General features: G+C 74.1%; 10 protein-coding genes and 1 riboswitch. Of the genes, 5 read left to right on the plus strand and 5 right to left on the minus strand.

What is annotated here, in order from left to right; translation table 11 throughout:
- Positions 1-129 precede the first annotated feature (129 nt).
- Positions 130-642: a DoxX family protein gene (locus NPS70_RS19000; RefSeq protein WP_374212025.1), complete on the plus strand. Its 513-nt coding sequence runs from the start codon at positions 130-132 to the stop codon at positions 640-642.
- Here the strand turns inward: NPS70_RS19000 and NPS70_RS19005 are convergent.
- Both NPS70_RS19005 and NPS70_RS19010 read right to left on the minus strand, forming a co-directional pair.
- Positions 591-824, minus strand: a complete 234-nt coding sequence (locus tag NPS70_RS19005) for a hypothetical protein (protein ID WP_256525498.1) — start codon at positions 822-824, stop codon at positions 591-593. The genes NPS70_RS19000 and NPS70_RS19005 overlap by 52 nt on opposite strands.
- Positions 811-2,103, minus strand: coding sequence for a PspC domain-containing protein (locus tag NPS70_RS19010; protein ID WP_256525499.1), 1,293 nt, complete (start codon positions 2,101-2,103; stop codon positions 811-813). The genes NPS70_RS19005 and NPS70_RS19010 overlap by 14 nt, the downstream gene beginning before the upstream one ends.
- Before the next feature lie 211 nt (positions 2,104-2,314).
- Here NPS70_RS19010 and NPS70_RS19015 point away from each other — a divergent pair, with 211 nt between their 5' ends.
- Together NPS70_RS19015 and NPS70_RS19020 are read left to right on the plus strand one after the other, a co-directional pair.
- Positions 2,315-3,586 (plus strand): ATP-binding protein, encoded by a 1,272-nt coding sequence (locus NPS70_RS19015; RefSeq protein ID WP_256525500.1) that lies wholly within the window; start codon positions 2,315-2,317, stop codon positions 3,584-3,586.
- Entirely contained in the window at positions 3,583-4,272 is a 690-nt protein-coding gene (locus NPS70_RS19020; protein ID WP_256525501.1) for a response regulator transcription factor, read from the plus strand. The genes NPS70_RS19015 and NPS70_RS19020 overlap by 4 nt, the downstream gene beginning before the upstream one ends.
- Positions 4,273-4,348: 76 nt before the next feature.
- Here NPS70_RS19020 and NPS70_RS19025 read toward each other — a convergent pair whose 3' ends face one another.
- A complete protein-coding gene (locus tag NPS70_RS19025) occupies positions 4,349-5,410 on the minus strand; it encodes a C40 family peptidase (protein WP_256525502.1) in 1,062 nt (353 codons plus the stop codon).
- Between the two features lie 340 nt (positions 5,411-5,750).
- Here NPS70_RS19025 and NPS70_RS19030 point away from each other — a divergent pair, with 340 nt between their 5' ends.
- The gene (locus NPS70_RS19030; RefSeq protein ID WP_256525503.1) at positions 5,751-6,104 is read left to right on the plus strand and encodes a hypothetical protein; all 354 of its coding nucleotides are present in this window, start codon (positions 5,751-5,753) and stop codon (positions 6,102-6,104) included.
- 84 nt (positions 6,105-6,188) lie between these two features.
- On the opposite strand, the gene NPS70_RS19035 is transcribed toward NPS70_RS19030, so the two are convergent.
- Positions 6,189-7,376, minus strand: coding sequence for a C40 family peptidase (locus tag NPS70_RS19035; protein WP_256525504.1), 1,188 nt, complete (start codon positions 7,374-7,376; stop codon positions 6,189-6,191).
- A gap of 1 nt (position 7,377) precedes the next feature.
- Positions 7,378-7,542: riboswitch (cyclic di-AMP (ydaO/yuaA leader) on the minus strand.
- A gap of 256 nt (positions 7,543-7,798) precedes the next feature.
- Between NPS70_RS19035 and pcrA the strand changes: the two genes are divergently transcribed.
- Positions 7,799-10,279: a DNA helicase PcrA gene (gene pcrA / locus NPS70_RS19040; RefSeq protein WP_256525505.1), complete on the plus strand. Its 2,481-nt coding sequence runs from the start codon at positions 7,799-7,801 to the stop codon at positions 10,277-10,279.
- Between the two features lie 264 nt (positions 10,280-10,543).
- Here the strand turns inward: pcrA and NPS70_RS19045 are convergent, their stop codons facing one another.
- A complete protein-coding gene (locus tag NPS70_RS19045) occupies positions 10,544-12,238 on the minus strand; it encodes a peptidoglycan DD-metalloendopeptidase family protein (RefSeq protein WP_256525506.1) in 1,695 nt (564 codons plus the stop codon).
- Between the last annotated feature and the right edge of the window lie 241 nt (positions 12,239-12,479).

The raw sequence follows: 12,479 nt of genomic DNA on the forward strand, positions 1-12,479 counted from the left end.
CTTCCGCCGCCCGCCCCGCCCGCCGTACGGTCCTGTCACGATCCGTGCCGCTCACCGCTGAGCGGGGCGGTCTCCCCGTACGTATGGTCGACAGACGGACACTTCGAGGCGGGACGGGCAATGAGAGACATGGACCGGACGACGGCCACCTACGGCACTGCCGACGACACCCCGCCGACCCGGCGGGACCTGGCGGCCCGGTACGCCCTGCTGCCCCTGCGGCTCTTCCTCGGGATCACCTTCGTCTACGCGGGCATCGACAAGCTCACCGACAGCACCTTCCTGGCCGCCACCGGCCCCGGCTCCCTCGGCGAGCTCATGAACGCCGTCCGCGGCACCGCCGCGGTGCCGGGCCTGGTCGACCTCGCGCTGAACGACCCCGTGGCCTTCGGGTACGCCATCGCCCTCGGCGAGCTCGCCGTGGGACTCGGCACCCTGGCCGGCCTGCTGGCCCGCGTGGCGGCCCTCGGAGGCGCGCTCATCTCGCTGAGCCTGTGGCTCACGGTCAGCTGGCAGACCGAGCCGTACTACTACGGGAACGACCTGGTCTACCTGATGGCCTGGCTGCCCCTGGTACTCGCCGGGGCGTCCTACTGGTCCCTGGACGCCCTGCTCCGCGCGCGGCGGCGCCGCACCGCGTAGTGGGCCGAGCCCGCGACGCCCGCCAGCGCCAGCCCGGCGGCCGTCAGCGGCAGGGCCGTGAACCACGGGACCGTCCACTCGCCGGCGGCGTCCCCCGCGTACAACGCGGCGACGCCCAGGGCGCAGAGCCCGGCGATCAGCCGCCCCGGCCGGAAGCCGTGGGCGCTCTCATGGCTGCGCACGGTCCACCTCCACCTGTCCGATGCCCACTTCCAGTTCCAGCCTGACGGTCCCGGCGGCGGCCGCACCCTCCGGGGGCCGCAGGGTCTCCCGCACGGTGCGTCCCGGGTCGACGCGCACCATGTCGGGCGGGTCGTCGGGCAGGCGGACTCCGCCGACCCCGGCCGTGGCCTCCAGCACCACCACCGCGTCCGCGGGCACCACGACCCTGAGCACGCCCAGGCCCACCTCCGCCCGGGTCGACGCCGTGTCCCCCTCGGGCACGTCCACCCCGGACAGGTCCAGGGTCGCCGAGCCCGAGCCCAGCTCGTAGGAGGGGCGGACGTCGGCGACCGTCGAGGGCCGCCAGGTGTCCTCGCGGAAGTCCGTGCCGATGCTCGGCGGCAGCGCCGCGGCGCCCGCCAGGAGCGCGGCGGTGACGGCGGTCATCAGGACCGTCCCCGCGCCGGTGCGCCCCAGCACACTGCTGACCACCAGCCCCGCGCCGAGCACCGCGAGTGCGGCGACCAGCCCGGTCTGGAGGCTGGAGCCCAGGGGCCCGCCCCAGGTGGCCGCGGTGCCGATCGCCCCGGCCAGCAGGGCCAGCAGCACCACCGGCCCGCCGATGCCCCGCCGGGGCCCCTGCCGCACGGGCGTCGCCCCGCGGAGCCCGGCGGCCTCCTCGGGGCCGAGGGCCGCGGCGTCCGAGGGCCCCCACAGGTAGCCGGTCGCCACGGGCCCCGTGGTGCCGTCCTTGAGGATCGGGTCCCGCCACCAGGAGGGGGCGTCCGGCGAGGGCGGCGCCTTGGTCTCGGGCGGCGCCTCCGCCACGGTGTGCGCCGTCGAGGGCGCCGCCGGTGCGCCCTCGGGTGCACCGGCGCGGCGCCGCAGCGACCACACGCCGAGCCCCGCCGTCGCGAGCGACAGCATCGCCGCGAAGGCGAGCAGATCGGCGTTGCGCAGCATCGACAGCAGCAGGCCGCAGCCGATCAGTGCCAGCAGCAGGGCGCTCAGGCAGGCGCGGTCCACCCGCCCGGAGAGCAGGCGGCGGAACTCGTTCTCCCCGTCGGCGTCGCCGTCGGAGGGGATGAGCAACCAGGCGAAGCCGTAGAAGATCAGGCCGATGCCGCCGGTGGCGGACAGCACGCCGATCGAGACCCGGAAGATCACCGGGTCCACGTCGCAGTGCCGGCCGAGCCCACCGCAGACCCCGGCGACCAGCTTGCCCCGCCGGGAGCGCCGCAGCGGAGGCTGCGGCTGCTCGTGCGGCGGGCTGGGCGGTGCGGCGGTCGGCTGGCTCATGCCTCCATGGTGACGGGCCGTCGGGGTGCACGGCAGCCGTCACGACCCTGGACCTCCCCTGATATTGCCCCGGGTCCGGCCCGGGGCGACCGCTTTCCTGCCCGGCACCGAGCCCGGGGTGCGGCCCGGTGGCCGGGCCGGGGCCGGGTCAGGGTCGGTCTCAGGGGCGGCCCTGATGTCCGCGCCCCCGCCTCCGTGTGACGATCTGCGTATGCCAGTCGCCGCCCGCCCGCCCGAGACCGACGAGCCCGCCGTGCGCAAGCTCTACCGCAGTGCCGACGGCAGGATGCTGGGCGGCGTGGCGCGCGGGCTGGCGGGCCACCTGGGCGTGCCGGTGATCTGGGTGCGGCTGGTGTTCCTGGTGCTGTTCATGGCGGACGGCCTGGGCGCGCTGCCCTACGCCGTCCTCTGGATCGCCGTCCCGCTGGGTGTCGGCGGGCGGGAGACCGCTCCGCGTCCGCTCGTCGAGACCACGCCGGACGGCAGGAAGCGCCTGCGCAAACCCGACAAGGGGCAGATCGTCGCCCTCGCCGCGCTGCTCTTCGGCGGTGCGCTGTTCGTGGAGAACCTCGAACGCAACAGCATCAACCGCTACATCGTGCCCACGCTGCTGATCGGCGCGGGCGTCGTGCTCGTGTGGCGGCAGGCCGACAACGCCCGTCGGGCCAGCTGGCTGCCCGGCTCCTCCGGCGGGGGCCGGCTCTTCCCCGTGGCGCGGGTGGTGGCGGGCGTCGCGCTCGCGGCGGCGGGTCTCACCGCCTTCGTCGTGGTGCGCGGGTCGGCCGCCCAACTGGGCAACATCCTCACCGCCGCGATCGCGGTGATCGTCGGTGTCGCGCTGCTCGCCGGTCCCTGGCTGGTGCGCATGACGCAGGACCTCTCGGAGGAGCGGACGATGCGCATCCGGGCCCAGGAGCGGGCCGAGGTCGCCGCCCACGTCCACGACTCGGTGCTGCACACCCTCACCCTGATCCAGCGCAACGCCGAGGACGCCGGGGAGGTGCGCCGGCTCGCCCGGGCCCAGGAGCGGGAGCTGCGCAACTGGCTCTACCGTCCGGAGGGCACGGGCAAGGAGGAGGACGAGGCCCCCGACACGCTGGCGGAGGCGGTCCGCCGGGCCGCCGCCGAGGTCGAGGACAAGCACGGTGTGCCGGTGGAGGTCGTCGTCGTGGGGGACTGCCCGCTCGACGAGCGTCTGGGGGCGCAGCTGCAGGCCGCGCGCGAGGCGATGGTCAACGCGGCCAAGTACGGTGGCTCCGGAGGGGCCGTGCAGGTGTACGCGGAGGTCGAGCCGCGGTCGGTCTTCGTCTCCGTCAGGGACCGGGGGCCGGGATTCGACCTGGACGCGGTCCCCGATGACAGGATGGGTGTCAGGGAGTCGATCATCGGCCGGATGCAGCGCAACGGCGGGACGGCACGGCTCCGCTCGGCGGCGGGCGGGGGGACCGAGGTGGAGCTCGAGATGGAGAGGGCTGACGGATGACCGAGGCTGCGGAGGAGACCGCCGGACGGCGGGTGCGGGTGGTGCTCGTGGACGACCACCGGATGTTCCGGGCGGGTGTCCAGGCCGAGATCGGGCGGACGGAGGAGACGGGCGTCGAGGTCGTCGGGGAGGCCGCCGACGTGGACCAGGCCGTCACCGTCATCACCGCCACCCGCCCGGAGGTCGTCCTGCTGGACGTCCACCTCCCGGGCGGCGGCGGGGTGGAGGTGCTGCGGCGCTGCGCCACGCTGATGGGCGCGGCGGTCGACCCGGTCCGCTTCCTGGCGCTGTCGGTCTCGGACGCCGCGGAGGACGTCATCGGCGTCATCCGGGGCGGGGCGCGCGGCTACGTCACCAAGACGATCACCGGGGCGGACCTGGTGGACTCCGTCTTCCGTGTGCAGGACGGGGACGCGGTCTTCTCGCCGCGCCTCGCCGGGTTCGTGCTCGACGCCTTCGCCTCCACCGACGCGGTCCCCGTCGACGAGGACCTGGACCGGCTGACCCAGCGGGAGCGCGAGGTGCTGCGGCTGATCGCCCGCGGGTACGCCTACAAGGAGATCGCGAAGCAGCTGTTCATCTCCGTGAAGACGGTCGAGTCCCATGTCTCCGCGGTGCTGCGCAAGCTCCAGCTCTCCAACCGGCACGAACTCACCCGCTGGGCGACCGCCCGCCGACTGGTCTGACTCCGGCCCGGCGCGCCGTGCGGGGGCGCCGGGGCAAGGCGGCCGGGCGGCCGGGAGCGGGGGTGGCGCGTCGGCCTCAGGCGACGCGGACCGCGCCCGCGAACGGCATCTCGTCGATGCCCGCGATCCGCACCGGTGACCCGGGCCGCGGGGCGTGGATCATCCTGCCGTCCCCGATGTAGAGCCCGACGTGGGTGATGCCGGGGTAGAAGAACACCAGGTCGCCCGGCGCCAGTTGGGAACGGGCGACCCGCCGCCCCGCCTCGATCTGCGTGTAGGTGGTGCGGGGGAGGGCCACGCCCGCCGAGCGCCAGGCCGCCTGCGTCAGCCCCGAGCAGTCGTAGGAGCCGGGCCCGGTGGCGCCCCACACGTACGGCTTTCCCAGGGCGCCGTAGGCGTAGGCCACGGCCCGCGCGGCCCGTCCGTCGGCCGGACCCGAGGGCGCCCTGGGGGCGGGCATGTCCGCGCGCCCGGCGCGGTCGGCGCGGTCGGGGCCCTCGGCGGCGCCCCGCGCGTAGGCCGCCCGCTCCTCGGCGGTGAGCCGGGCCAGCAGCCGCTCCGCGTCCGCGAGCCGCTTTCGGACCGACTCCTTGTGCCGTGCCGCCCGGCCGCGGTGCTCCTCCAGTTCGGTCGCCCGCAGCCCGGCGCGCTCGCGCAGCTCGGCGAGGTCGACGAGCTGGCGCCGTACCGAGGCGAGGGCGGACGCCCGGCGGTCGCCGACGCGCTCGGCGAGCGAGGCGCGTTCCAGGTACTCGCCGGGATCGGAGGTGAGGGCGAGCCGGAGACCGGGGTCGATGCCGCCCGCGCGGTACTGCGCGGCGGCGAAGGAACCGAGCGCCTCGCGCGAGGTGTTGAGCCGCTCGGTGCGCCGGGCCGCCTCGTCGCGGAGGGCGCCGAGTTCGTCGCGGGCGGCGTCCGCCTGCTCCTTGGCGCCGTTGTAGCGCTCGGTCGCGGCCTCCGCCTCCCGGTACAGCGTGTCCACCTTCGCCTTGACCTGCGCGGTGGTGGGCCGCGGGTCGGCGTGGGCCGTTCCGCCGAGCGCCGTGCCGCCGGCGGCGCCCGCGAGGGCGAGGGCGGCGGCCGTCCGGCCCGCCGGTCCGGTGTGCGGACGCTGCCTGGGTTTCCGGTGCACTGCCACGGTGGCGCCGTTCCTTCCGTCGTACGTCCGTCGTCCCCGGGGGCCCGGCGGCGCGCACCGCACGGGAGAGCGGCGGGCCGCCGGACCCTTCGGCGGGGGTGGCCGAGCCGTCCGGCTGCACGACGGCGGTGGGAGCCGGCCACCTGGTGCTGGACGCTAGACCTCGCCGCCGCCGCGGGAGGCAGCGCCGACCGGAACTGCCCGAAGCCTTCTCTCCGTGCTTCGTCCCGCGGCCGGAGCGGATCGCCGAAGGACCGGGAACGGAAGCCCGCGGACCGATGCCGCGGACGGGGGCGACCCGGTCGGGATCCGGTGGTATGGGCCGCATAGGCTCCGCCGTATGGACGTACTCATCAATGTCTTCGTCGCCCTGCACGTCATCGGTATCGCCGCGCTCCTGGGCGGTTTCCTGACCCAGATGAAGGCGATGGGCGCGGGCACGGCCCGCTTCACGCCGGCGATGCTCCACGGGGCGCTGACCATGCTGGTCACCGGCGTGGCCCTGGTGGGGCTGAACCAGGCGGACGACCGGCCCGTCGACAACGTCAAGATCGCCGTGAAGCTGGCGGTGCTGGTGGTGGTCCTCGGGCTGGTCTACGTCAAGCGGGACGAGGAGCGGGTGGACAAGGCCCTCTTCGGCGCGGTCGGCGCGCTGACCACGGCGAACATCTTCATCGCCACGCTCTGGACCTGAGCCCCGCTCCGGCCCGGCCCCCTTCCGGCGGACGCGGCGGGCGGGGGCGGCCTCCTGCCGCCCCCGCCGCGGTCCTTGCCGGGCTCAGGCCGGGCGGACGCTGCCGTAGACCGGCATGGAGTAGATGGACTCCTCGCGGACGTTGGCGCCCGGCTTCGGTGCGTGGATCATCATGCCCTCGCCGATGTAGATGCCGACGTGGCTGATGTCGTCGTAGAAGAAGACCAGGTCCCCGGGGAGCAGGTCCTGGGTGGCGACCCGGGTCCCGACCTCCACCTGGTCCCAGGTGGTGCGGGGCAGGTCCACCCCCGCGGCCTTCCAGGCGGCCTGGGTCAGGCCCGAGCAGTCGTAGGAGCTCGGTCCGGTGGCCCCCCAGACGTACGGCTTCCCGATCTGCGCGCGGGCGAAGTCGATCACCTTGTCGGCCTTCGCCGCGTACCCGCCGTCCACGGTCCCGCTCCCGGGGTCCGCGTCCTGCGCCGGGGGCTGCGCCGTCTCCTGTGCCGTCTCCCGCTCGCGGGCGGCCTCGGCCTCCTCCGCCGCCTGCCGCTCGGCCTCGGCCCGTTCCGCCTCGGCCCTGGCCTTCTCCTCCGCCTTGCGGCGGGCCTCCTCGGCCTTCTCGCGCTCAAGGGCCGCAAGCCGCGCCTTCTCCTCGGCGGTCAGCCGGGACAGCAGGGACCGCGCCTCGGCCAGCTTCGCCTGCACGTTCTGCTTGCTGGTGCGCAGTGCCTCCTGGGAGGCGCTCAGCTCCTCCAGGCGCTTGCCCGCCTCCGCGCGCTGCTCGGCGGCCTCGGCGCGCTGGGTCTCGTAGTCGGCGACCGCCTGCTGCTGCTGGTCGGTCATCCGGTCCATCAGGCGGGTCTGGTCGAAGTAGGCCTGGGGGCTCTCCGCGAACATCAGCGCCGCGGTCGGCGCCACCGCCCCGGTGCGGTACTGCGCGGCGGCGAAGGTGCCGAGCGCGCGCCGGGACTCGTTGAGCCTGTCCGCCCGCGTGGCCGCCTCGTCGAGCAGGGTGTCCACCTCGCGCCGCTGCTCGGTCGCGGCCTCCTTGGCCTTGTTGTACTCCTGCGTGGCGCTGCCCGCCTGCCGGTAGAGGTCGTCGACCTTCTTCTGCACCTCCTCGATGGAGGGCGAGGGCTCACCGGGTGCGGCGGAGGCGCTCTGTCCCGACAGCAGCGTGACCCCGGCGAGGGCGGCCGTGGTGAACCCGACGGCGGGGGAGGGCTTGGTGCTGCGGCTGCGGATCCTGCGATGCGACGCCAAGGCCGGCATCTCCTTCTTCCGTGGACCGCCTACCGGGTTAGCTGTCGGGTTCGGGCGAACGGAAGACGCCCTACGGGCAGCGCGCGGCGCGGCCCGATTCACCCCGGTCGTGCATCGAGTGGGTCCCCGGCTCCGAACCGCCCAGCGGCAGGCCCGGATTCGGCGTAGTCGACCCGTTCGGCGCGGTTCGCCGGGAGGGGAGCGGGCCGTCTGGTCGAGCACGCTAGCCAATACGTGAGCACCCTGTGAAGGTTGATGTTCGATATGTCCGATACATTTCCGTGACCTTTTTCGAGAGGGGGTGCCGGGGTCCCGCGCCGGATCCGGCCGGTCACCCGGCGTGCACGATCCGCCCCTGCCCGCGTGCGGTGCCGTCCGGCCGGTGGAAGCCGTCCCGGAGTGTCGGTGGGGCGGCCTAGACTCGGTAGGCGATGAGCAGCCTCTTTGACGACAGCTTCCTGACCGGCCTCCAGCCTCCCGAGGAGGAGCCGCACGGGGAGGAGCACCCCCCGCCGCCCGAGGACGCGGCCCCCGAGCCGATCCCGGACGACCTCTTCCAGGGGGCGTACGACGTGCCGCCGGCCCGGGACGGGTACTACCGCGACGGCGCCCCGCGGCCCGCCGTCGATCCCTCGGTGCTGCTGGAGGGGCTGAACGAGCAGCAGCGGGACGCCGTCGTCCACACCGGATCCCCGCTGCTCATCGTCGCGGGCGCCGGGTCGGGCAAGACGCGCGTGCTCACCCACCGGATCGCCCACCTGCTGGGCACCCGTCACGTCCACCCCGGCCAGATACTGGCGATCACCTTCACCAACAAGGCCGCCGGGGAGATGAAGGAGCGCGTCGGCCAGCTTGTCGGCCCTCGGGCGAACGCCATGTGGGTGATGACCTTCCACAGCGCGTGCGTGCGGATCCTGCGCCGCGAGTCCAAGCGGCTCGGCTTCACCTCGTCGTTCTCGATCTACGACGCGGCCGACTCCAAGCGCCTGATGGCCCTGGTCTGCCGGGACCTGGACCTCGACCCGAAGAAGTTCCCGCCGAAGTCGTTCAGCGCCAAGGTCTCCAACCTCAAGAACGAGCTGGTCGACGAGGAGACCTTCGCCGACCGGGCGGCCGGGGGCGCCTCCCAGGCCGAAGGCGCCGGGGGAGGCTTCGAGAAGACGCTCGCCGAGGCGTACCGGATGTACCAGGCGCGGCTGCGCGAGGCCAACGCCCTGGACTTCGACGACATCATCATGACCACCGTCCACCTGCTCCAGGCCTTCCCGGACGTGGCCGAGCACTACCGGCGCCGCTTCCGCCACGTCCTGGTCGACGAGTACCAGGACACCAACCACGCCCAGTACACCCTGGTACGGGAGCTGGTCGGGCAGGGGTACGAGGACCTGCCGCCCGCCGAGCTGTGCGTCGTCGGCGACGCGGACCAGTCCATCTACGCCTTCCGCGGTGCGACCATCCGCAACATCCTCCAGTTCGAGGAGGACTACCCGGAGGCGACGACGATCCTGCTGGAGCAGAACTACCGCTCCACCCAGACGATCCTGTCGGCGGCCAACGCCGTCATCGAGCGCAACGAGTCCCGCCGTCCGAAGAACCTGTGGACGGACGCGGGCGCCGGCGCGCGGATCGCCGGCTACGTCGCGGACACCGAGCACGACGAGGCGCAGTTCATCGCCGAGGAGATCGACCGGCTCACCGACGCGGGCGAGGCGAAGGCGGGGGACGTCGCCGTCTTCTACCGGACCAACGCCCAGTCCCGCGTCTTCGAGGAGGTCTTCATCCGCGTCGGCCTGCCCTACAAGGTGGTCGGCGGGGTGCGCTTCTACGAGCGCAAGGAGGTCAGGGACGTCCTCGCCTACCTGAGGGTGCTGGCCAACCCCGAGGACGCGGTGCCCCTGCGCCGCATCCTCAACGTCCCCAAGCGGGGCATCGGGGACCGTGCCGAGGCCATGGTCGAGGCGCTCGCACTGCGCGAGCGGATCACCTTCCCGCAGGCGCTGCGGCGCGTGGACGAGGCCTACGGCCTGGCGGCGCGCTCGGCCAACGCCGTGAAGCGCTTCAACGTCCTGATGGAGGAGCTGCGCACCATCGCGGAGTCGGGGGCCGGGCCCGCCGTGGTGCTGGAGGCGGTGCTGGAGCGCACCGGCTACCTGGCCGAGCTCCAGGCGTCGACCGACCCGCAGGACGAGACCCGTATCGAGAACCTCCAGGAACTGGCGGCGGTGGCGCTGGAGTTCGAGAAGGACCGGGCCGAGGGCGACGGTACCGGCACCCTCGCGGAGTTCCTGGAGCAGGTGGCGCTCGTCGCCGACTCCGACCAGATCCCCGACGAGGACGAGGAGGGTTCCGGCGTCATCACGCTGATGACCCTGCACACGGCGAAGGGGCTGGAGTTCCCCGTGGTCTTCCTCACGGGCATGGAGGACGGCGTGTTCCCGCACATGCGGGCCCTCGGGCAGACCAAGGAACTGGAGGAGGAGCGGCGGCTCGCCTACGTCGGCATCACCCGGGCCCGCGAGAGGCTGTACCTGACGCGGTCGGCGATGCGCTCGGCCTGGGGCCAGCCCGCGTACAACCCGCCCTCCCGGTTCCTGGAGGAGATCCCCGCCGCCCACCTGGAGTGGAAGCGGACCGGGCCGATGGCCGCGCCGGCGGGGCCGACGTCCGGTGTCGCCTCGTCGCTCTCCTCGTCCCGGTCGCGCGGCAAGGCCTCCGGGTTCGCCACCCGCCGCACCGGCGACAAGCCGGTGGTCTCGCTGGCGGTGGGCGACCGGGTCACGCACGACCAGTTCGGCCTGGGCACGGTGGTCGGGGTGACGGGCTCGGGGTCGGAGGCGCAGGCGACGATCGACTTCGGCGACGACAAGCCCAAGCGGTTGCTGCTGCGGTACGCACCGGTCGAGAAGCTCTGACACCGGCCGGGGCGCCGAGAGGGCCGAGGCCGGTGCCCCGCACGGGCCGGATGTGCGCGGCACCGCTCCCGGCCCCCCGCGGGCCGCGGACAGGGAGCACGGCGGAGGGCGGCTGCCCGGCCGGCTCGCGAGCCGGTGGGTGGAGGGGTGCGCACGGTGCGCGGGAGCCCGCGCCGGGCTTCCCGGGGCACGGCACCACCGCCTGGGCGGTCCGCCGGGGGCGGACCGGGACGGCGAGGCGGGGGCCCTGCGGCCCCCCGGGCCTCAGGTCGGGTCCAGGCCGTGGCTGCGCAGCCAGGCGAGCGGGTCGACCGCCGAGCCGCCGCCCGGACGCACCTCGAAGTGGAGGTGGGGACCGGTCGAGTTGCCGGAGTTGCCCGAGAAGGCGATGACGTCGCCCGCCTTGACCGATCCACTGCGGATCTTGGTGGTGCTGAGGTGGCAGTACCAGGTCTCGGTCCCGTCGGGGGCGGTCACGATCGCCATGTTGCCGTAGGCGCTGTTCCACTGGGTGCGGACCGTGCCGTCCGTGGCGGCCATCACCGGTGTGCCGTACTGGACGGGGAAGTCGATTCCGGTGTGCAGGGACATCCAGTTGACACCGGACTGGCCGTAGTAGGCGCTCAGCCCGTCCTGCTTGACCGGGAGCACGAACTTGGGCCGCATCGCCTCGCGGCGGGCCGCCTCCTCCTCGCGCTTCTTCTTCTCGGCGGCCTGGCGCGCCTTGAGGTCGATCCGCTCCTGGGTGCGCGAGGCGCGGTCGCTGAAGTCGCGGGCGTCGGCACTGAGCGCGGCCAGCTGCGTGTCCATCTTGCTGTTGGCCGCGACGGCCTTGGCGGACGCCGGGTCGGGCGCGGCCAGGGTGGCCTTGTCGTCCTTCTGCTCGGTGCTGCCGAGGTCGCCGACGGAGGCGGCGGCGATACCGGCGGCCCCGAGGACGCAGACGGAGGGCACCGCGACGGTCAGGAGCGCGGAGCGCTTCGCCGGGGTCCGGCGCCGTCCGCGGCCGCCTCCGGACCGGCGGGCCGGCCGGGCCGCTGCGGGGGGCACGGGCACCGCGGTCATGGTCTGGGTGAGGGCGTTGTGCTGGTCGAGCTCCGGCGCGTCGCTCTCCGGTGCGTCGTCCTCGGTCTCGTACCCGTTCTCAGCGGGCGCGGCGGCCTCGTGGACGGCTTCGCCGTGGGCGGCCTCGTGGCCGGACGGGTCCTGGGCCTCGTAGAGGGCGGCCTGTTCGGCGCCGGGGTCGTAGGCGGGTGCCTCGGCGCCGTGGCCGTCCGGTTCGAAGCCGGTGTCCGCGGCGTCGTAGGAGGCGGCCTCGAACACGGCCGTGGGCTCGTAGCCGGGGTGGGCGTCGTAGGCCGTGGTGCCGTACGCGGTGTAGGCGCCTTCGTGGCCGACGGCGTACTCCTCGTACGCTCCGGGGTGTACGGCCGCTCCCTCGGGGCCCGTGCCCGGGGTGAACTCGCCCTGGGGGGCGTCGTATGCGGCGAACTGCTGGTCCGGCGTGTACTGCTGCGGGACCAGGCCCTCCTGGGCGGCCGCGGGGTCGGCGGCGGAGTTCCAGGCGGTGGCGTCGTAGGCGCCGGTCTCGTAGGTGCCGCCCGGGGCGGGGGAGGGCCACGGGGCCGTCGCGTCGTGGGGGAAGGCGGCCGCCGCGGTCTCGTACTGGCCGGTTCCGGAAGCCTGGTTCCAGGCCCCCGCGTCCCACTGGCCGGTGCCCTCGTACGGCGCGTACTGGCCGTACTGGCCCTCGTACTGCGGCAGTTGGGACGGGTCGCCGGCCGAGGCGTAGGCGTCGTACCCGCCTGACGGGTGTGCGCCGGTGCTCCACTGGGAAGAGTCGTACTGGCCGCTGTGGCCGGATGCGTAGTCCTCGGGGAACGACCCGAAAAGCGGGTCGGAGCCATAGCTGCCGGTGGTGTGCTCGGTGTACCCGGCGTGGGCGTGCTGGTCGTTCACCAACTTCTCTCTCGCCTCGGCAGCAGGACCTGCAACCGGGGGCCCTGGCGCTCGGCTTCCCGGGGTGACGCAGTGGCGCGACTGTACCCGGCGGTATGCGATGCCGACAATCTTCGGGGCCCTCCGGCTGCCCGGGAAACGGGCATTCAGCCGTCTTTCGGTGGACGGTGGGCAGAGCTTTGGCCCTACGTTCGAGACGTGTTCGATAAGCGGTCGCCCATGTGCGGACTCTCGGGTTCCG

The organism is Streptomyces sp. C10-9-1 (assembly GCF_024497955.1).
Classification (GTDB): Bacteria; Actinomycetota; Actinomycetes; order Streptomycetales; family Streptomycetaceae; genus Streptomyces; species Streptomyces sanyensis.

What these genes read in the sequence shown, in the direction of transcription:
- NPS70_RS19010 (WP_256525499.1), bottom strand. Translation starts at nt 2,103, where the DNA reads ATGAGCCAGCCGACCGCCGCACCGCCCAGCCCGCCGCACGAGCAGCCG.
- NPS70_RS19030 (WP_256525503.1), top strand. Translation starts at nt 5,751, where the DNA reads ATGGACGTACTCATCAATGTCTTCGTCGCCCTGCACGTCATCGGTATC.
- NPS70_RS19035 (WP_256525504.1), bottom strand. Translation starts at nt 7,376, where the DNA reads ATGCCGGCCTTGGCGTCGCATCGCAGGATCCGCAGCCGCAGCACCAAG.
- NPS70_RS19015 (WP_256525500.1), top strand. Translation starts at nt 2,315, where the DNA reads ATGCCAGTCGCCGCCCGCCCGCCCGAGACCGACGAGCCCGCCGTGCGC.
- pcrA (WP_256525505.1), top strand. Translation starts at nt 7,799, where the DNA reads ATGAGCAGCCTCTTTGACGACAGCTTCCTGACCGGCCTCCAGCCTCCC.
- NPS70_RS19020 (WP_256525501.1), top strand. Translation starts at nt 3,583, where the DNA reads ATGACCGAGGCTGCGGAGGAGACCGCCGGACGGCGGGTGCGGGTGGTG.
- NPS70_RS19000 (WP_374212025.1), top strand. Translation starts at nt 130, where the DNA reads ATGGACCGGACGACGGCCACCTACGGCACTGCCGACGACACCCCGCCG.